Source organism: Streptomyces sp. NPDC002671 (assembly GCF_053592475.1).
Genome location: NZ_JBSFVU010000007.1, coordinates 23,531 through 43,507 on the forward strand (window position 1 = coordinate 23,531; position 19,977 = coordinate 43,507).

Consider the following 19,977-nt stretch of genomic DNA (forward strand, 5'->3'; position numbering starts at 1 on the left):
GGAGCCGATCGGGCGCTGTGCGCATCGGGCTGCCGGAATGGGTGCTCGCTGAGGACGTAGAGGCCTTGGCAACCGGCCACGCGAAACAGCGAGCGCTGATCGTGCTGGACATCGCCGCCGGTCATCTCGCCGGCGGCCGGGTGGAAGCAGCATTCGCTCTCGCATCGCGCGCCCTCGACACGGGCCTGGCGTACCGGTCGGGGCGGATCGTGGAGCGGGCCCGTGCGGTGCGCCGTACCCTCACCACCACCACGCCGCCCAAGGTGGTGCGGGACTTCGACGAACGCCTACACGGCGTCTACCTGTAGGAGGACAGGCATGCGAGTGGGGATCACCGGTCACAGGGGGCTCAGCGCGAAGGTCGAGGAGCGCGTACGGGCCATGCTGGACGAGGTCGTGAGCGGCTACGCAGCGGCCGAATTGGTCGGCGTCTCTTGCATCGCGGAGCCCCGACTCCTGGTTCGCCGAAGCCGTGTTGAAGCACAGCGGCCGTCTTGAGGTGATCGTTCCGGCCTCGGAGTACCGCGAGGGCCTGCCGGAGTGGCATCACCCGACGTACGACGCGTTGCTGTCCCGCGCGGCCGACGTTCACGAGACCGGCATGACCGAGTCGACCTCTGAGGCCCACCAGGCAGGCAGTGAAATCCTCGTCGGCCTGGTGAATGAGCTGATCGCGGTGTGGGACGGGAAGCCGGCGCGGGGGTTCGGCGGCACCGCGGACGTCGTGGCGTACGCGGAACGGACGGGCGTTCCGGTGCGGGTGCTGTGGCCGGAGGGCGCCTCCCGATAACACATGCCAACTCAACTTCAGTCCATGGAAGCGTCCAAGCAGTGAGAGGAGACTCCTGCCCGGCGACCTCGTCTGGTTCAATGGGCCCATGGCCAGCTACCAGAAGTGCACCGCGACGGGTCGTCATGACCTCGAGCCCTTCTGGCCGTCCCGTCAGCACCACGACTTCGACCGGGTGTGTTGCCGCGCGGTGAACGCGCGGGCCCTCTAAAGCCGTACACCCCGGCCTTCGGCCAGCGCGAACGACGTACGTCCTCCGGCGCGCCCGACCACGAATCGCGGCCGTCGTCCCCCCGACGAACTCCTCGCGCGAAAAGAGCTGACCTCTCATGGCGACCACTGGTTCTCTCTCCACCGTCACCCGCACCGCCACGCCCTCTCAGAACGGCCCCCGGCACCGACTGCGCGCCGTCGACCCCGACGAGGTGGTGCGCGTCGCGAACTTCCTGCCGCCGGGCGCCACTTGGCTCCCCGCGCCGCAGCATGCCCTGCCCACCCTGCCCGGCCGACCGCCGATGGTCGGCTACCTGGTGCTGGTCCCCGCGGACCAGGAACCGCCGTTCCTGCCGGTCGCGGTGCCCGACCAGGCGGACGAGCAGGAGGCCACGGCCGGTGCCGAGCCGCTGGTGCGCATCGACTCCGCACAGCGCACCGCCAGCGTCGACGGCCGCGAACTCGACCTCACCTACCTGGAGTTCGAGCTGCTCGCGCATCTCGTGGCGCATCCGCACCGGGTGCACACCCGCGACCAGTTGGTCACCACGGTGTGGGGGTACGGCCACGTCGGCGACGGCCGCACCGTGGACGTGCACATCGCCCGGCTGCGCCGCAAGCTGGGCGCACCGCACCGGGACACGATCCAGACGGTGCGGCGCGTCGGCTACAAGTACGCGCCCCCGACCGGACGTTGATTCAATCGGCCCAGCCCAGTTGGTTCATCCGCTCTGCCCTCGGCAGACGCCTGTTCCTCCCGGCGCCCCCTGTGGGCATGATCCCGGCATGAGACTTCTTGTGCTGGGTGGTACGGAGTTCGTGGGACGGGCCGTGACGACGGCGGCACTCGGGCGCGGCTGGGAGGTCACCGTCTTCCACCGCGGACGCAGCGAAACTCCGGCCGGGGTACGGGCGTTGCACGGCGACCGTACCGCCCCGGACGGACTCGCCGCCCTCGCCGCGGACGGCGGCGGCTGGGACGCCGTGGTCGACACCTGGTCGGCCGAGCCGCGCGCGGTCCTGAGCGCGGCCCGGCTGCTGCGGGGCCGGGTCGGCCAGTACGTGTACGTCTCCAGCCGGTCCGTGTACGCCTGGCCCTGGCCCTCGGTGGGAAGGGACACCGAGAACGGGCCGCTGGTCGAGGGCGCCGCCGCCGACGCGGAGCAGACCGAGTACGCGCAGGACAAGCGGGGCGGCGAGCTGGCCGCGGTCGAGACCTTCGGCGCGGACGGCTCGCTGCTGGTGCGGGCCGGGCTGATCCTCGGCCCGCACGAGAACGTCGGCCGGCTGCCCTGGTGGCTGACCCGGATCGCCCGCGGCGGCCCGGTCCTGGCCCCCGGGCCGCGTGACCTGCCCCTCCAGTACATCGACGCGCGCGACCTCGCCGAGTGGATCCTCGGTGCCGTGGAGCAGCGGCTGAGCGGGCCGTACGACCTGATCAGCCCGTCCGGGCACACCACCATGGGCGAGTTGCTCGACGAGTGCGTCCGGGCCACCGGCGCCAACGCCGAACTGCGCTGGACCGACCCGCAGGTGATCCTGGACGCCGGGATCGAGCCCTGGACCCAGCTGCCGGTGTGGACACCGCCGGGCACCGACCTGCACGAGGGGGCACACCGCTCGGACGTGTCCCGGGCGCTGGCCGCGGGCCTGAGATGCCGGCCGGTCCGGGAGACCGTCGCGGACACCTGGCGCTGGCTGACCGGCATCGGGGGCATCGCGCCCCAGCGGCCGGACCGGCCCCCGGTGGGGCTCGACCCGGAGGCGGAGGCGAAGGTCCTGGGGGTTCCCGGACCCGATGGTGTACCTGGCAACACCCCCTGACGTGGGCCTTCGCCCAGTGACCGGCGCCGCCGCGTCGGCCAGACTTGCAGCATGAACACGATCACGAAGAACGGCCCGGCCCGTGCGGGGGCCCGGGAGGTACTGCTGGCCGCCGTACAGGGACTCGCACTGGCGGTGGCCGTACTGCCCCTCTCGGTGCTGTTCCTCGTCCTGACCCTCGTCTCCGTCGCGCTCATCCCGATCGGCGTCGGCCTGGTCACGACCCCGGCGATCCTGACCGGGGTGCGGGCCCTCGCAGACAAGCGCCGGGAACTCGCGGCGGAGTGGTGCGAGGTGCGGATCCCGACGGCCTACCTGCCCATCCCCGCGGGCGCCAACCCCTGGACGCGCACCTTCACCCTGCTGCGCGACCCGCAGGTCCGGCGGGACGTACGGTGGCTGCCGGTGGACATGACGGCGGGGTTTCTCACGGCTCTGCTGCCTGCCGCGCTGGTGTTCAAAGCCTTCGAGGGGTTCGCGGTGGCGGCCGGACTGTGGCGGGTCCTCGCGGACGGCGGGACCTACTGGTACGTCTTCGTGCCGGTCTCCGGCTGGGCGACGGCCGTCGGCGCTGCGGTGCTGGCCGCCGCGCTGCTCGTCGTGGCCTGGAGGTTCGCCCCGCGCCTGCTGACCGCCCATTTCCAGCTCGCCCGGTCGGTCCTCGGCGCCGACCATGGTGAACTCGCCGAGCGCGTACGCGTGTTGACCGAGACCCGGCGGGACGCCGTCGACACCTCCGCCGCCGAGCTGCGCCGCATCGAGCGCGATCTGCACGACGGCGCGCAGGCCCGGCTCGTCGCCATGGGCATGGACCTCGGCACCATAGAGTTGCTGCTCGACAAGGACCCGGCCCAGGCGAAGCGGCTGCTCACGCAGGCCCGGCAGCACTCCGCCGAGGCCCTGGAGGAACTCCGCGACCTGGTCCGCGGCATCCACCCGCCGGTCCTGGCCGAACGCGGACTGGGCGATGCCGTACGGGCGTTGGCGCTGCGGCTGCCGCTGCCCGTCGAGGTGAGCGTGGAGCTGCCCGGCCGGGCGGACGCGCCGGTGGAGTCGGCGGCGTACTTCGCGGTCAGCGAGGTGCTCACCAACGCCGTCAAGCACGCCGGCGCCGACCGGGTCTGGGTGGACCTGCACCACAGTGACAGCAGGCTGCGGATCACCGTCACCGACGACGGCCGCGGCGGCGCCGTGATCGGAGCCGGTTCGGGGCTCGCCGGGGTCGAGCGGCGACTGGGTACATTCGACGGCGTCCTGGCCGTCAGCAGTCCCGCGGGCGGCCCCACCATGGTCACCATGGAGATTCCGTGCGCGTTGTCCTAGCCGAAGACCTCTTCCTGCTGCGCGACGGGCTGGTCCGGCTGCTGGAGGCCTACGGCTTCGAGATAGCCGCCGCCGTCGAGTCCGGGCCCGAACTCACCCGCGCGTTCGCCGAGTCCGCGCCCGATGTGGCCGTGGTCGACGTACGGCTGCCGCCCACGCACACCGACGAGGGCCTGCAGTGCGCGCTCCAGGCCCGGCGGGAGCGGCCCGGCCTGCCGGTGCTGGTTCTGTCCCAGCACGTGGAGCAGCTGTACGCGCGCGAGTTGCTCGCCGACGGCAACGGCGGGGTCGGCTATCTCCTCAAGGACCGGGTGTTCGACGCGGAGCAGTTCGTGGACGCCGTACGCCGGGTCGCCGCGGGCGGTACGGCGATGGACCCGCAGGTGATCCAGCAGCTGCTGTCCCGGCGGTCCGCCGAGGACCGCCCGCTCGGCAAGCTCACCCCGCGCGAGCGGGAGGTGCTGGAGCTGATGGCGCAGGGCCGCTCGAACGCCGGCATCGCCGCGCACCTCGTCGTCACGGAACGGGCCGTCGCCAAGCACACCTCCAACATCTTCGGCAAGCTCGGACTCGAGGTCTCCGACGACGACAACCGGCGTGTACTGGCGGTCCTCGCCTATCTGGACCAGGATCGCTGACCTGCCAACTCACCTGTTTCCGCAAGGAATTTGCGGGATCCGTGAACACCTCTGGGGCGGCGCCCGTATGGATGGGCGCCGCTTCACCCCTGTCGGGCGCCCCGATGCTGCCCCGCAAGGAAGTCAGAGGAGTTCCATGGGACGCAACACACGAAAACGCCGTACGCCACTGGCCACCAAGGCCATAGCCGCAGCGGCGGCCCTTGCGCTCGGCGGGGGCGGGCTGATCTGGGCGAACTTCTACGCCTCCGCGCACGAGTCCAACAACCAGGCGTGGGGAGGGGATCAGACGAAGGCCGCGAGCGCACAGGTCGCGACCATCTCCTGTCCGGACGTCGGGCAGAAGCTCACCAACGTGCCGTGGCGGGCCCGGACCGAGGTCAACGGTGAACTGGCCAACCTGGACCAGCAGATCACCGACGCCTACCAGCGCCTGGCGACCACGCGGGACGCGCAGGTGCAGGACGCGAGCTTCGTGCAGAACTCCATCCTCCAGCCGCTCCAGGACCGGCGGAAGGTGATCATCGACCGGATCAAGCTGGAGATCAGCCGCGTCGGCGGCACCGCACCCGACAGCCTCGACGCCCTCGCCACCTGCACCGGCACGCCCGCCAACCAGACGACGGCCGGCGGGTGGGGGAACACTTCCGGCCAGAACACCGGCGGGCAGCAGAACGGCAACGGTGGCACCGCCAGTCCGAGCGCCGACCCCGGCGGGCAGCAGCAGGGCGGCCAGCCGGGCGGGAACGGACAGCAGCAGGGCAGCGGCGGGCAGGCCGGGAACGGTCCGGCCGCGGCCGACTTCGTCGACATCACCACGGTCCAGCCGAACGTCCAGGCCAAGCCGAGCCGCACCGGCAACGCCTCCACCGGCATGTTCATCACCCGCTGCGGGGTGAACGCCAACAAGAACCACAACACCGACAACGTGATCGTCGCGCCCGGCGTGACCAACGGTGCGCACCACCTGCACGACTACGTCGGCAACCAGAAGGTCAACGCCTTCGCCAGCAACCAGACGTTCCTGCAGGGCGGCACCAGCTGCCAGAACCGCAGCGACCTGTCGGCGTACTACTGGCCGGTGGTCCGGGTCCAGGACGGCACCCAGGACTTCGACCAGAACGCCGACGGCGGTGGCAAGGAAGGCAATGTCGGCAAGATCCTGACGCCGGTCTCGGCGCAGATCAGGTACGTGGGCAGCCCGACCAGCAAGGTCGTCGCGATGCCGCAGTTCCTGCGGATCATCACCGGTGACGCCAAGACCACCACCAACGGCCTGGCCAACGCCAACGCGCACTGGAGCTGCACCGGCTTCGAGAACAAGGTCCAGCTGACCACGCAGTACCCGATCTGCCCGCAGGGCAGCAACGTGGTCCGCACCTTCGCCTTCCAGAGCTGCTGGGACGGGCAGAACATCGACAGCGCCAACCACCGCACCCATGTGGCCTTCGCCGACGCCAATGGCAACTGCCAGAACGGCTTCAAGGCGATCCCGCAGCTGAAGATGCGGCTGGTGTACCAGATCACGCCGCCGACCCTCGAGAACGGCGTGGTGAAGAACGCCTACGCGGTGGACGGCTTCCCGGAGCAGCTGCACAAACCGGCCACCGACCACGACGACTTCATCAGCGTCACGACGAACGGCCTGGCCAACAGGATCGTCAACTGCATCAACAACGGTCAGCGCTGCGCGTGACCCACTACCGGAAACGGGCGGCGGCTCCCCTCCCGCCGCCCGTTTTCCTGTCCAGGGCTGCTGTCAGCCGCTGTGGGCGTGGTGGTCGGTGCCCATCTCCACGTCGCCGCCGAGCGTGCCGCGCAGCGCCTTGACCACCCCGTCGTCGCCGACGGCGACCCACTTGCGGCCGACGAGGTAGTAACCGCCGTAGTCCTTGGCGTCGTTGATCCACTCGCGCTGCCCGCGATCGGTGGCGAAGGTGGCGAGGACGAACCTGCCGGCGGAGTTGCGGCAGATGGCCTGGCGGAGCTCGTCGGCGTCGGTCTGGATGTCCGGCGTGCACTTCACTTCGGCGGCCAGGCTCTCCAGACTGCCGGTGGCGGTGGCCGGTACGGCCTTCGTGTCCCCGCCCGAGCCGCAGCCCGCCAGCGCCAGCACCGCCGCGGTGCCGATCATCAGTCGCGTCAACCTCATCCGAACCTCCGGTCCCGGTGGGCCAGGCAGGCCCCAGTCCTCTCGGATACGGCTCCCGCGGGCGCCTCGCTCAAATCCGGTGCCGCGATGGGCACGGATGTGCGAGGGTGCCCCGGTGAACCAAGACTGGGAAGACCGTGTGGCCGCCGCCTGGGCCACCTTCGACGACTATCCGGAAGAGCGGGCGGACGAGTTCCGCGCGGTGATCGACAAGCTCGTCGCCGAGCTGCCCGGCGACAGCCCGCTCGGCCCCTTCGAGCAGGCCTGCGCCTGGGACTCCACGGGGCACTCGGACAAGGCGGAGCCGCTGTACCGGCAGGCGCTGGCGGGCGGGCTCACGGGCTACAAGGGGCGGCGGGCCAAGATCCAGCTGTCCAGTTCGCTGCGGAACCTCGGGCGGGCGGAGGAGGGCGTCCAGCTGCTCACGCCCGAACTGGACGCTCCCTCCGACGAGTTGGACGACGCGGTGCGGGCCTGCCTGGCCCTGTGTCTGTCCAGCCTCGGCCGCGACCGCGAGGGCCTGTCCCTCGTACTCGGCGCCCTCGCCCCTCATCTGCCGCGCTACCAGCGGTCGATGGCCAACTACGCGCGTCTGCTGGTCGAACCGGCAGAACCGCAAGGCTGAAGTCACTCGTCCGGCGGTGACCAACCAATGGCTCGCTCGTTCTTCATGACGTGCAGTCACAGGATGTAGCCCAACGTCACGCGCCCGCCTCCGCCGCCGGCGCGGTCGACGTCGAGCAGGCCGAGGCCTCGCTCGTCGAGCACTACCCACGGCTGGTCCGGCTCGCCTACCTGGTACTGCCACCGGCTCTCGGCCGGGGCCGCCGGGTGCTGACCGCGCACGCGCTGGCCCAGCGGGCCCTGCCCCGCGGCCGTAAGCAGACGTCCCTGATCCCGGCCCAGCTCTCCGGCCGGGACGGCGACCCCCGGTACGCGTACCTGCGCGGCCGGGTGCTGCGGGCGGCCCTGGACGTCTCGCGCCCGCGCAAGGGCCTGCCCCGGCTGTCCCAGCTTCCGCCGCTGCGGCTGCCCCAGGTGTGGGGCCTGCGCCTGTTCCCGCGCTCCGGCGGCGCCGACGAACTCGCCCTGGACCAGCGGCTGTCCGCGCTGTCGGCCACGGCCCGGGCCGCGTACGCGCTGCGCGGCCTGGACAACCTGCCCGACCCGGAGGTCCGCAGCGCCCTGAAGGCCGCCGGGGTCACGCACCCCGAACCGGCGCTCGCGGAGGCGAACGGCGTACCCGCGGAGTACCACCTGCTCTCCTCCCCCGAGTTCGACGCCTGCACGCTCCAGGCCCGGCCCACCGACCTGATGCGGCGCCGCCAGCACACCAAGGCCGGGCTCGCCGCGGCGGCGGCGCTCGCGGTGTGCGGCGCACTGGCCGCGATGCCGGGCGGCGGCTGGGGCCCCGACGGCGCCGCGGCGCCCGTCTACGCGGCGAACCCGGCCGCCGAGGCAGCCCTCGACCCCGGCAGGCTGACCCTCGTCTCCCCCACCAGGTGGGAGTCCGCGAGCCGCACCGGCTTCTCGCTGTGGCCGGCCCGCGGCCCGCTCACCGGCGACACCGGCCTGCTGCGCCGCGCCCTCGCCGTCTGGGCCCGCCCCGGGGCGACGGTCCGCGTCTCGGCGACTCCCGGCACCCAGACCGGCGGCCCGGCCGGCCCGCCCCAGCTGCTGTACGCGGGCCTGGTGGACAACGCGCGCGTGGTGCTCCTCTACGACGGCCTGCGCATCGCCCGCTACGCCGAGCCGAAGGACAGCACCGCGGGTGCCGCCCTCGACCTCGGCCGCGCCGACGGCGCCTCCGGGGCCGAGGCGAGCGCGCTCGTGCTGGGCCGCTCCGACGGCAACGTCCGCTATCTGACGGCGCCTTGGGTGCGCAAGGCGGCCGTACGGGACCTGATGAAACCGGATACGGCGCCCACGGACCTCTCCGTCACCGACGGCGTCACCGCGCCGGTCGCCAGCCCCGTCCTGCGGCCCGGCAGCTGCACCTCCTGGGAGGTCCTCCAGCTCGCCGACGCCTCCGGCACCCACCTTTCGACCGACCTCGGCGAACTGGTCCCGACCCACCTGACCGCCGGGCGCCCCGGCGAAACCGGCGAGACCGGCGAAGCGACCGATGCCGAGGGGCTGCGTGCCTGGGCGCCGTTCGCCTGCTCGCTGGCCGCGGAGCGCTCCGCGGGGGTCCGCAGCGTCAACGCGTGGGGCTTCGCCGACCAGCCGCTGCCCGACGGGAGCGGGGCGGGTCAATGGGTGTGCACCCGGGCCGAGACCTGGCGCGGCGACGGGACGACGACGCTGGCCCAGTTCCGGACACCGGGCAGTGCGGTCGGAGCGGCGGTGGCCAAGGGCGCCGACGTGCCGGCCTGCGGGCCGCGCGATCCCCATGTGCTGGCCGGGGTGCTGTGGAAGTCCAAGGCGGGGAACTGGTTCCTGCTGGCCGCGGGCAGCAAGGACACCGAGTCGATCCAGACCAGCGGCGGGATCACCGCGGCGGGACAGGGGCCGCTGCTGACCGTACGGGCCAAGCAGGGAACACAGGCGAGCCTGAAGGGGACCCTGCAGGACGGCACGTCGATCGACAGGCTGCACTGAGGTCCCCTCCGGGCACCACCCGCGGTCAGCGGTTGAAGGACTGGCCTATGTTGAGGAAGCCGTCGGCCGGGAGACCGAGGCTGGTCGGGGTGAACTCCTTGGAGCCGGTGGCCGTGATGCCCGAGGCGCTGCCCGGGAGCGTGTAGAGGCCGCCGGTGTGACCGTTCACCCCCGCCGCGTCGACGGCGAAGACGCCGATCATCGCGTCGGAGCGGCCGTCGCCGTTGACGTCGGTGGTCTTGAGGCCATGGCCGAAGCCGCCGTACTGGATCGGGGCGCCCGGCACGCCCGCCGTGTTCTGGGTGAACGCGACGGAGCCCTTGCCGGTGACCCCGTGGGGGCCGCCGGGCAGGACGGTGACCTTGCCGGGGTCGGTCAGGTTGCTGTGGTTCTCGGCCGGGCTGGAGGCGATCACGTCGAGGTAGCCGTCGCCGTTGACGTCGCCCACCGCGACCTGCTGACCGAAGTGGTCGGAGCCGACGTCGGAGTTGGAGTCGGGCACGCCGGGCGTGTCCTGGTTGAAGTGCACCGGCTTGCGGGTGCTGTCCTGGCCGTTGGCGCCGCCGTACACGACGAGGAACTCGCCCTTGTGGTTCAGCGCGAACGGCTGCGGGACGATCACGTCGTCGTGCCCGTCGTGGTCGAGGTCGCCGGTGACCAGGCGCTCGCCCTCCCGGTGGTACAGGTTGTTGCCGACCTCGTTCTTCAGGTAGCCGACGTCCGTGAACCCGTCGGTGCCCCCGCGCAGGACGTGGATCTTCTCCGTCTGGCCCAAGGCCATGGTGTCCCAGGACACCAGCAGGTCGGTGCGGCCGTCGCCGGTCAGGTCGCCGGTGGCCAGCATGACGTCGGCGTAGTAGGGGTGACCGGTGTCGAGGCCCAGCGGCTTGCTCGACGCGGCGACACCGCCGCGGCCGATCGGGCCGAAGAGCACGGTTCCGGCCTCGCCGCCCCCGCCGTTGGCGACGGCCAGGTCCCGCTTGCCGTCACCGTTGAAGTCGCCGGACGCGAGGTCCTCGCCGGCCAGCAGGCCCTGGACGGCGGGGGTGCCCAGGTTGACGGTCGTGCTGCCGTACTTCGTCAGTCCGTTCGGACCACCCCAGATGATCTTGACCTGGCCGGCCTCCTTCCAGGAGGTGGCGCCGGAGGTGTAGTTCTCGCCGGGGGCGGAGACGACGAGGTCGGCGTAGCCGTCGCCGTCGAAGTCGCCGGTGGTGGTGGCCTGGCCGAACCAGTCGCCGGACTCGGCGGTGCCGGTCACCCCGGTGGTGCTCTCGGTGATCAGCTTGCGGTGGCTGCCGCTCAGGCCGCTCGCCGAGCCGTACATCACCATCACCGCGCCGCTCTTGTTGAGCGTCGAGGTGGAGTGGAACGGCAGGTTGAGGACGACGTCGCTGTAGCCGTCGCCGTTGAAGTCGTCCGCGATCCGCTTGGCCGGGGCCGCGGTGGCGGCCGGCGCCGAGGCCAGGGTGAGGCCACCGGCGGCCAGCGCGGCCGTGGCGGCGCAGGCGAGGACACGTCTGAGGGGCAGGTGCACTGAGGGTCTCCTGTGAGAGCAACATGCGGTTGGCGCGTAAGTGACTTCCGCACATGGCGCTTGGTTGCACGGAATCGGCGACTCCGCCTACGAAGACGTCGCCGCACGAGGGTTCCCCTCGGACTTACTCCTCAGTACATTGACGGCATGTCTAACAAGCAGGCCCGGCCGGTGGAGTCCGAGCACATCGCACTCAAGGCCCGCAACGTGTCCTTCTCGTGGAAGGACACGCCGCTGCACTGGGTCCCCGGCGACCCCTTCACCACGCACACGATCAACGTGCTGCATCTGCTGCTGCCCGCGGGCGAGCGGTGGTTCGTGCACGTGTACAAGCAGGTGCTGCCGCTCATCCGGGACGAGCAGCTCCGCGAGGACGTCGTCGGGTTCATCGGGCAGGAGGCCATGCACTCCCAGGCCCATGACGAGGTGCTGCCGCACCTGCGGGAGCAGGGGCTCGACCCGACGCCGTACACCGCGCAGGTCGACTGGTTCTTCGAGAAGCTGCTCGGCGACCGCACCCTGCCGCCCGGCAGGGCGCGCCGCTGGTGGCTGCTGGAGCGGGTCGCGCTGATCGCGGCGATCGAGCACTACACCGCCTTCCTCGGCGACTGGGTGCTCAACGCGGCCGAGCTGGACCGGCGCGGCGCCGACCCGACCATGCTGGACCTGCTGCGCTGGCACGGCGCCGAGGAGGTCGAGCACCGCTCGGTCGCCTTCGACCTGTTCATGCACGTCGACGGCAGCTACCGGCGCCGGGCGCGCACCTGGGCGACGGCGTTCAGCGCGCTGATGTTCCTGTGGCAGCGCGGGACCCGTTTCTTCATGGAGAACGACCCGACACTGGTGGACGGCAAGGCCAGCTTCAAGGAGTTCTACCTGAGCGGCCGGGCCGGGACCCTGCCCAGCACCGGCGCCATGCTGAAGTCGATCCCGCGCTACCTCAGCCGGGCCTACCACCCCTCCCAGGAGGGCTCCACCGCGCAGGCCGTCGCCTACCTGGCCTCTTCCCCCGCCGCGCTCGCCGCGGAGTGGGGGTCCCCCCACGCCCTCAAGGCAGTGGGGGAAGTCTCGTGATGCCGAAGCTGCGTACCGTCGCGCTCGTCGCGGGCGCCGCCCTGCTGACCCGGCGGGCCCTGCGCCGCCGCGTCCAGGCCTCGCCGCTGTGGCCGCTGCCCGCCCTGGACCCGCCGATCTCCGGCCGGCCGCGCTCGCGCGCCATGCGGCTGCTGCTCACCGCGCACGAGACGATCGCCGACGGGGTCGTGCAACTGCGCCTGGAGGGCACCGAGTTGCCGCGCTGGGAGCCCGGCGCGCATCTCGACGTGGTGCTGCCGTCGGGGCTGGTACGGCAGTACTCGCTGTGCGGCGACCCGGAGGACCCCTCGTCGTACACGGTCGCCACGCGGCTCGTCGAGGACGGGCGCGGCGGCTCCCGCGAGGTGCACGAGCAGCTCGCCGAGGGCATGGAGCTGGAGGTGCGCGGCCCCCGGAACCGCTTCCCGCTGGTCGAGGCGGAGTCGTACGTCTTCGTCGCCGGCGGTATCGGCATCACCCCGATCCTGGCGATGCTGCGTTCCCTGCCGGACGGCACCGACTGGCGGATGCTGTACTGCGGGCGGACGCGGGCCTCGATGCCCTTCCTGGAAGAGGTGGGCAAGCTCGCCGGGGACCGGCTGACGGTCGCCGCCGAGGACGAGGTCGGGCGGCCCGACCTGGACGCGCTGCTCGCGGAGGTGCCCGCCGGGACGGCCGTGTACTGCTGCGGCCCGGAGGGCCTGATGGAGGCGGTCGGGGCCCGGCTGCCCGAAGGCGCCACGCTGCACCTGGAGCGGTTCGCGCCGCGCCTGTCCACCGAGGGCAACCAGGCGTTCGAGGTCGAACTCCGGCGCAGCGGGCGGACATTGACGGTCGAGGCCGACACCACCGTGCTGGCCGCCGTACGCCGGGAACTGCCCGACACCGCCTACTCCTGCCGGCAGGGCTTCTGCGGCACCTGCCAGCAGCGGGTCCTGGCGGGCGAGGTGGAGCACCGGGACGAGCTGCTCACGGATGCGGAGCGTGCCGACTCGATGCTGATCTGTGTATCGAGAGCCAGAAGTGAGCGTCTTGTGCTCGACATGTGACGCTTCGCTGTGAACGCCGAGGTCGGTCCGGCCCATTGGGGGCCGGACCGATCGGTAAGGTGTTCGCATGAGTACCGGGGTTCGCCGCAGGATGGGCGTCGAGGAGCGGCGTCAGCAGCTGATCGGTGTCGCCCTCGACCTGTTCAGCCGACGCTCGCCCGACGAGGTCTCCATCGACGAGATCGCGACCGCGGCGGGTATCTCGCGACCCCTCGTGTACCACTACTTCCCCGGCAAACACAGCCTGTACGAGGCCGCGTTGAAGCGTGCCGCGGACGATCTGGCGGGCCGGTTCGAGGAGCCGCGCGAGGGCTCGCTCGGGGCCCGGCTGCTGCGTGTGATGCGCCGCTTCTTCGACTTCGTGGACGAGCACGGCCCCGGCTTCTCCGCCCTGATGCGCGGCGGCCCGGCTGTCGGCTCGTCGGCGACCAACGCGCTCATCGACTCCGTACGGCAGGCCGCGTACGTCCAGATCCTCGCGCACCTGGACGTGACGGACCCCTCCCCGCGCCTGGAACTGGTCGTCCGCTCGTGGATCTCGCTCGCCGAGTCGACGGCGCTGCTCTGGCTGGACGGCCGGCGCATCCCGCGCGCCGAGCTGGAGCTCCAGCTCGTGCACGACTTCGCCGCGCTGGCGGCGGTGAGCGCGGCCCACGACGAGGACATGGCCACGCTGCTGAAGCGGATGGTGGAGAACGAGCCGGCCGACGGCCCCTTCGCGGAGCTCGTCGGCCGGCTGATGTCCCTGGCGCCCTGAGGGCCCGCTACCGGTCGAACTTCCGGTACGACGGGTCCAGGTCGCGGACCTCAGCGGAGGCGTGCAGGGTGACGCCGTCCTCCGGCTCCACGTGCTTGCGGAGCAGCTCCAGCACGGTCTCTGCCAGCCTCGCCCTGGTCTCTTCGCTGCGGCCGGCGAGGAGACCGATGGTCACGTGCACGATGCCATGCTGATGGTCCATGTCCTCGTATCCGTACGCGGCGAGCCCGTCCCGGAACAGCGTCTTGCATGCCTCCGGCTTGGCCGCCGCGATCTCGACGACCGCTTCGTGCAGCGCCCGCGCGAAGCCGTCCATGTCGAAGGCACCCGAGTCCTCCAGCACGGCGGTGTAGTCGACAGTGATCTGCGGCATGGGCACTCCTGTTCTACGGCGACGGTCCGACCCTACTGCCCGGCCCGGGTGAACACCGCCACGCTCCGTGCCGGGACGGTGAACGTCCCCGAGTCGGCCGCGTAGGAGGAGGTCTTCACCACCTCGTCCGCGCCGGCCGCCTGCACCGGGTGCAGCCGGTACGGCGTCCCGGCGATGGCGCCGACCCGCTGCTCCTGCGCCTGCGGGGTGGCGTTGAAGACGACGACCAGGTCACCGAGCTGCATGGTGATGACGCCCGGCGTCTCCTCCTTGCCCGACAGCGGGAAGGACAGCTGGTCCTGCACCTGCCCGGCCGTGCCGAGGGAGAAGGCCTGCTCCGTGGTACGGATCTTCAGCAGGTCCTGGTAGGCGGCCGAGGCGCCGTCGATCTGCGGGCAGCCCACCTTGACCGTGCCGAGCAGCGGCCTGGCGTAGTCCCACTTGGACTGGTTGTCGGCCGCCATCGGCAGCCCCCGCCCGAAGCCGTTGCCGTCGGCGCAGTTCCAGTGGATGGCGTTGAACCAGTCCCCGCTGTCGAAGGAGTTGCGGTCCAGGGACTTCGAGCGCAGCAGGTCGCTGCCCGCCTGGGAGAGGGCCGGGCCCTGCGAGAGGGCGGCGGTGGCCATCGCCAGGACCTGCATGCGGGCCCGGTCGGACGCGGAGGTGTCCTTCGGGAGCTTGTAGGTCAGCGCGTCGAACAGGGAGTCGTTGTCGTGCGCGTCCACGTAGGCGAGGGCGTCGCCGGGCGCGTCCGCGTAACCGGCGGGAGCGCCGTTGTAGTCGACCTCGGCGCCGGTGACCTCCTTGCCGTCGTCGTCGGTGAAGTGGTACTTCGCGAGGTTGCCGGTGAGCCCGATCTTGATCAGGTCCTGGTAGTGCAGCAGCCGGGCCTTCTGCTCGGCCGGAGTGCCGTTCGCCGTCGAGGAGTTGGGGTCGGTGTACAGCCCGGACGCGAAGCCCTGGATACCGGGGTCCGAGTCGAAGGGGCCGCCGCCGCGCACCGCGTCACGGGCGCGGTCGGAGAAGGTGGCGATGCCGGTGCCGGCCATGTTCTGCTGCGTGGCCTGCACGAACCGGGCGTCGTTCGCGACCTCCCCGAAGTTCCAGCCCTCGCCGTACAGGATGATCTTCTTCCCGTCGACGCCGTCCTTGTCCAGGGTCAGCGCGTCCAGGGCCTTCCTGACCGCCAGGATGTTGGCCTTCGGGTGGTGGCCCATGAGGTCGAAGCGGAACCCGTCGACCTTGTACTCCTTGGCCCAGGTCACGATCGAGTCCACGACCAGCTTGCCCATCATCGCGTTCTCGGGCGCGGTGTTGGCACAGCAGGTGCTGTTGGCCACGCTGCCGTCGGCGAGGAGCCGCTGGTAGTAGCCGGGCACGATCTTGTCGAGGACGGAGGTGTCGGCCTGGCCGGCCGCCGCCGTGTGGTTGTAGACGACGTCCATGACGACCCTGAGGCCGTCCTGGTTGAGCGACTGCACCATCTGCCGGAACTGGACCGTACGGGCGGTGCCGTCGGGGTCGGTGGCGTACGAGCCCTCGGGGACCGTGTAGTGGTACGGGTCGTAGCCCCAGTTGTAGGCGTCCTTGGCGGCGGTCTTCGCCACGCACTCCTGCTGCTTCTCGGAGTCGGCGGCGTAGGAGGCGAGGTCGCAGTCGGGGGTGACCTGGTCGGCCTTCTTCTCCGGGATGGTGGCGATGTCGAAGGCGGGCAGGAGGTGGACGTACGACGTACCGGCCTCGGCGAGCCGCCGCAGGTGCTTGGAGCCGTCGCTGTCCTTGTCCGTGAAGGCCAAGTAGGTGCCCTGGTCCTTCGCCGGGACGGAGTTGTCCGCGACCGAGAAGTCCCGGATGTGCAGCTCCTGGATCTGCGCGTCCTTCAGCGGTACGGCCTTGGGCTTGCGCAGGGTCGACCAGCCGTGCGGCGCAAGGGACTTGTCGTTGAGGTCCACGACGAGGCTGCGCTCGGAGTTCGCGGTCAGCGCGACCGAGTAGGGGTCGGTGACCGTGTTGGTGACGAGCTTCCGGACGCTGGGCGCCCAGACCTTCACGACGTATCGGTACGGCTTGCCCTTCCAGTCCGCCGGACCGGTCACGGACCAGACGCCGGTGGCCGCGTCCCGGTGCATCGGCACCGTACGGCCGTCCAGCTCCAGCTGCACGGACTGCGCCGTCGGCGCCCACACGGACAGGGTCGGCTTCCCGTCGTGGAACACCGGACCGAGCTGGGCCTCGGTCGCGCCCGGGTACAGGTCGTCCAGCACCCCGGCGATCTGCACGCCGGTCGCGGCCAGCACGGCCCCTCCCCCAGAGCCGAATGCCTGGGAGGTGCCCCCAGCGGACAGCTGGGAGGCCACGAGCTGGCCCTTGACCGCCTCGCGTACCCGGTCCCGGTCGCGCGGGTCCACCGACCAGGCGGTGTAGTCCTTCAGGTGCGGGAACTTCGCCTTCTGGGCGTCGGTGAGCGTGGTCTTCGTCAGCCGCAGCCAGCGCTCGTCGTCGCTGGTCAGCGCCCCGTCCTTGACGGCGATCGAGCCGTCGTGGGAGTAGCGCAGCTGGGTGGAGGCGGCGCCGTCGACGCCGTTCCAGGCGAGGGTGTTCCGGTCGATCCAGATCGCCTTGGAGGTGGTCAGGTCGAGCGCGGCCGAGCTGCCCGAGGGCTGCGGCAGCAGGTACTTCTCCTGCCCGTTCAACAGCCACACCTCGTGGCCGTTGCTCTTGAGGTCGAGCGACTGGTCGGCGGCGAGATCCTTCTCGTCGCCCTTGTGGATGATGTAGCTGAGGCTGGTGGCACCCTCGGTGAGCGGTACCTCGAAGACCGCGCCATAGGCATCAGTCTTCACCGGCTGCAGCGGGTTCGACCAGTCGGTGGGGTGCGCGGCACCCGTCCAGACGTGCAGACCCCAGCCGTCGTAGTTGCCGTCGGCGCGGTGGTAGTGGAGGACGGCCTTGGACGTGTCCTGCGCGGGATAGTCCGGCCGCTGGGTGAGCACGTCCGCCTTGCCCTGCTCGACCCAGACCTCACCGGTCTTGGTGACGTCGATGCTGCGGTCGGCGGAGACGTCCTTGGTGCCGTTCTTGTCGATGACGAGGAAGCCGACGTTGGAGGCGCCGGGCTTCAGCTTGACGTAGGCGAAGGCGCCGTACGCGTCGCGGCCGGTGAAGGGGTGGCTGGCGGGCCAGTTCGTGGCCTCGCCGTCGGCGATGTCACCCCAGGCGTACAGGCCCCAGTCGGCGTAGTCGCCGTCGGTGCGCTTGTAGTGGACGATCGCGTAGTCCCGCGAGGAGGCCGTGGGGACCTGGGGCGCGGGCGGGGTGCCGGTGGTGCTGTCCGCCATCGCGCCGGCGGTGTGCCCGGCGGAGTCGATCACGACCGCCTTGTAGCGCAGGGCGGTGCCGGCCGGTACGTCCTTGCCGATGACCTGGGTGACCTTGTAAGGGGCGTGGTCGGCGGAGCCGAGCGTCCGCCACTGGCCGCCTCCGACCTGGGCGGCGAAGACGACCCGGTTGAGCTGACCGCCGTCGACATCGGCGGTGACGTCCACGGTGCCGGTGGCTCCGGCGGCCGGGGCCTTCAGGGTGAGGGTCGGCTCGGCGGTGGGCTGGTCGAGGGTGCCGGTGGCCTTGTAGACGACGGCGGAACCGGCCGGAACGGTGACGGTGAGCTTGCGGTCGGCGTCGGACTTCAGCACATCGTCGGTCCCGTAGATGCCCTGGTACGACATGCCGGCCGAGCCGGTCGCGAAGGTGGCGGACCTCTCGTCGTCGGCGTTGTTGAGGGCGACGACGTACTCGGCGCCGGTCGTGGCGTCCGTACGGGTGAAGGCGTAGATCCCGGCGCCGTCGGCCGCGTACCGCTCGGTCTGGACGCCGTCCGTCAGGGCCGGGTTGTCCTTGCGGAGCGTGGCGAGGTCGGCGATCTCCTTGTACAGCGGTGCGCTCGTGTCGTAGGAGTCGCTCGCGTGGGTGCGGTCGGTGCCGATCTCGTCGTCGTCGAGGTAGTCGGCGACCTTGGAGGCGAACATCGTCTGGCGGGCGTCCTTGTCGCCGCCGGAGCCGGTGAAGCCCTGCTCGTCGCCGTAGTAGACGACGGGGTTGCCGCGGCTGAGGAACATCAGCTCGTTGGCGAGCTTGTCCTTGCGCAGGATCTCGGCGTCCGTGGCCTTCGGGTTGTCCTGCTTGAGGAAGTACCCGATGCGGCCCATGTCGTGGTTGCCGAGGAAGGTGACCTGCTCGTACGCGTTGGCCCTGTCGGTCGTGTACTTGTAGTCGTCGCCGAAGACGGAGGTGAGCTTCCGCGCGCTGCCGCCCTGGGAGGCGTAGCCGCGGGCCGCGTCCTGGAAGGGGAAGTCGAGGGTGGCGTCGAGGCGGCCCTGGGTGACGTACGGGGAGGTGACGGACGCGTCTGCGGAGTACACCTCGCCGAACATGAAGAAGTTCTTCCGTCCGTGCGCGGCGGCGTACTTGTCCAGCGCCGTGGCCCACTGGGTCCAGAAGTCCATGTTCACGTGCTTGACGGTGTCGATCCGGAACCCGTCGACGCCGAAGTCGCGGACCCACCGCTCGTAGATCTTCTCCATGCCCCGGACGACCTCGGGACGCTCGGTCCACAGGTCGTCCAGGCCGGCGAAGTCGCCGTAGGTGGCGGACTCGCCGGCGTACGTCGAGTCGCCCCGGTTGTGGTACATCGTCGGGTCGTTGAGCCAGGCCGGGACCTTGCTCTCGCTGGTGACCTTCGGCGTGCGCGGGAAGGAGTCGGCGTCGACGGCAGGGAACTTCCGCGTGCCGTCGGCGTAGTCGGAGTCGTCGAAGGGCCGCCCGTCCTTGGTCAGATAGGGGAAAGCACCCTTGGACAGGTAGTCGTAGGACTTCTCCTCGTAGTCGACGACGTCGGCGGTGTGGTTGGTGATGACGTCGAAGAAGACCTTCATGCCCTTGGCGTGGGCCTTGGAGATGAGGGTCCGGAGGTCCCTGTTCGTCCCGAAGTGCGGGTCGACCTGGGTGAAGTCGGTGATCCAGTAACCGTGGTAGCCGGCTGACGCGTTGCTGCCCGTGCCCTGCACCGGGCGGTTCTTGAAGATCGGGGCCATCCAGATGGCAGTGGTGCCGAGGCCCTTGATGTAGTCGAGCCGCCTGGTCAGGCCCTTGAGGTCGCCGCCCTGGTAGAAGCCCTTGTCGGTGGGGTCGTACCCGGTGCTCGTCCGCGAACCGGTCAGGCCGCCCTTGTCGTTGGCGGTGTCCCCGTTGGCGAAACGGTCCGGCATGACGAAGTAGAACTGCTCGCGCGTGTCGTCGTGCCGGGCGGGCTGGGCGGCGAGCGTGGCGTCCGAGGGGGGCGCGGGCGGGGTGGCCGCGTGCGCGGCGAGCGGGGGGACGAGCGCTGCGGCGAGGGCGACCGCTGTGGCTGCCGCTGCCCGTCTGACGTGTGGGGTTCGGCGCGTGCGGGGCGCCGGCCATCTCGGTATCACAGGCGAGAACTCCTAGCGATTACGGCTCTGTTGGGTCCGACCCAAGGCCGCGGCACGGCTTCGATGCCGGACGCCGGCGCGACCGTATCGCCAACGAAAGGTTTACAGCAAGAGGCTTGAAACCCACAGCAAGAACTTTCAACCAGCTCGTTGACGCCTCTTTCTCAACTGCCGTGCA

At 71.0% G+C, this 19,977-nt stretch carries 15 protein-coding genes and 1 pseudogene; 12 read left to right on the forward strand and 4 right to left on the reverse strand.

The features are described 5' to 3' along the window. Positions 1-65: 65 nt before the first annotated feature. The 7 genes and pseudogenes from ACWD35_RS12315 to ACWD35_RS12345 all read left to right on the forward strand — a co-directional run bounded on the left by ACWD35_RS12315 (position 66) and on the right by ACWD35_RS12345 (position 6,484). The gene (locus ACWD35_RS12315; protein ID WP_451351131.1) at positions 66-308 is read left to right on the forward strand and encodes a hypothetical protein; all 243 of its coding nucleotides are present in this window, start codon (positions 66-68) and stop codon (positions 306-308) included. Positions 309-318: 10 nt separating this feature from the next. Then, positions 319-790: pseudogene (locus tag ACWD35_RS12320) on the forward strand (hypothetical protein). A gap of 329 nt (positions 791-1,119) precedes the next feature. Continuing rightward, positions 1,120-1,701 carry a winged helix-turn-helix domain-containing protein gene (locus ACWD35_RS12325; RefSeq protein WP_451351132.1) on the forward strand — a complete coding sequence of 194 codons (582 nt, stop codon included), beginning with the start codon at positions 1,120-1,122 and terminating at the stop codon, positions 1,699-1,701. 88 nt (positions 1,702-1,789) lie between these two features. Next, positions 1,790-2,827 (forward strand): NAD-dependent epimerase/dehydratase family protein, encoded by a 1,038-nt coding sequence (locus tag ACWD35_RS12330; protein ID WP_451351133.1) that lies wholly within the window; start codon positions 1,790-1,792, stop codon positions 2,825-2,827. A gap of 51 nt (positions 2,828-2,878) precedes the next feature. Then, a complete protein-coding gene (locus ACWD35_RS12335; RefSeq protein ID WP_451351134.1) occupies positions 2,879-4,150 on the forward strand; it encodes a histidine kinase in 1,272 nt (423 codons plus the stop codon). After that, a complete protein-coding gene (locus tag ACWD35_RS12340; RefSeq protein WP_451351135.1) occupies positions 4,135-4,788 on the forward strand; it encodes a LuxR C-terminal-related transcriptional regulator in 654 nt (217 codons plus the stop codon). The genes ACWD35_RS12335 and ACWD35_RS12340 overlap by 16 nt, the downstream gene beginning before the upstream one ends. 136 nt (positions 4,789-4,924) lie before the next feature. Further along, a complete protein-coding gene (locus tag ACWD35_RS12345; protein ID WP_451351136.1) occupies positions 4,925-6,484 on the forward strand; it encodes a DUF1996 domain-containing protein in 1,560 nt (519 codons plus the stop codon). 63 nt (positions 6,485-6,547) lie between these two features. Here ACWD35_RS12345 and ACWD35_RS12350 read toward each other — a convergent pair whose 3' ends face one another. After that, positions 6,548-6,940, reverse strand: coding sequence for a hypothetical protein (locus ACWD35_RS12350; RefSeq protein ID WP_451351137.1), 393 nt, complete (start codon positions 6,938-6,940; stop codon positions 6,548-6,550). A gap of 97 nt (positions 6,941-7,037) precedes the next feature. On the opposite strand from ACWD35_RS12350, the gene ACWD35_RS12355 reads away from it, so the two are divergent. Both ACWD35_RS12355 and ACWD35_RS12360 read left to right on the forward strand, forming a co-directional pair. Continuing rightward, positions 7,038-7,565, forward strand: a complete 528-nt coding sequence (locus ACWD35_RS12355) for a tetratricopeptide repeat protein (RefSeq protein WP_451351138.1) — start codon at positions 7,038-7,040, stop codon at positions 7,563-7,565. A 50-nt stretch (positions 7,566-7,615) separates the two neighbouring features. After that, positions 7,616-9,541: a hypothetical protein gene (locus ACWD35_RS12360; RefSeq protein ID WP_451351139.1), complete on the forward strand. Its 1,926-nt coding sequence runs from the start codon at positions 7,616-7,618 to the stop codon at positions 9,539-9,541. A 25-nt stretch (positions 9,542-9,566) separates the two neighbouring features. Here the strand turns inward: ACWD35_RS12360 and ACWD35_RS12365 are convergent, their stop codons facing one another. Continuing rightward, positions 9,567-11,078 (reverse strand): FG-GAP-like repeat-containing protein, encoded by a 1,512-nt coding sequence (locus ACWD35_RS12365; RefSeq protein ID WP_451351140.1) that lies wholly within the window; start codon positions 11,076-11,078, stop codon positions 9,567-9,569. Between the two features lie 147 nt (positions 11,079-11,225). Between ACWD35_RS12365 and ACWD35_RS12370 the strand changes: the two genes are divergently transcribed. From ACWD35_RS12370 to ACWD35_RS12380, 3 genes are all read left to right on the forward strand, one after another. Further along, a complete protein-coding gene (locus ACWD35_RS12370) occupies positions 11,226-12,152 on the forward strand; it encodes a metal-dependent hydrolase (RefSeq protein WP_451351141.1) in 927 nt (308 codons plus the stop codon). Further along, a complete protein-coding gene (locus ACWD35_RS12375) occupies positions 12,152-13,201 on the forward strand; it encodes a PDR/VanB family oxidoreductase (RefSeq protein WP_451351142.1) in 1,050 nt (349 codons plus the stop codon). The genes ACWD35_RS12370 and ACWD35_RS12375 overlap by 1 nt, the downstream gene beginning before the upstream one ends. Before the next feature lie 67 nt (positions 13,202-13,268). Beyond that, entirely contained in the window at positions 13,269-13,958 is a 690-nt protein-coding gene (locus ACWD35_RS12380) for a TetR/AcrR family transcriptional regulator (protein WP_451351143.1), read from the forward strand. A gap of 7 nt (positions 13,959-13,965) precedes the next feature. Here ACWD35_RS12380 and ACWD35_RS12385 read toward each other — a convergent pair whose 3' ends face one another. Next, positions 13,966-14,331 carry a 5-carboxymethyl-2-hydroxymuconate Delta-isomerase gene (locus tag ACWD35_RS12385; RefSeq protein ID WP_451351144.1) on the reverse strand — a complete coding sequence of 122 codons (366 nt, stop codon included), beginning with the start codon at positions 14,329-14,331 and terminating at the stop codon, positions 13,966-13,968. Positions 14,332-14,363: 32 nt separating this feature from the next. Beyond that, entirely contained in the window at positions 14,364-19,799 is a 5,436-nt protein-coding gene (gene pulA / locus ACWD35_RS12390; RefSeq protein ID WP_451351145.1) for a pullulanase-type alpha-1,6-glucosidase, read from the reverse strand. Between the last annotated feature and the right edge of the window lie 178 nt (positions 19,800-19,977).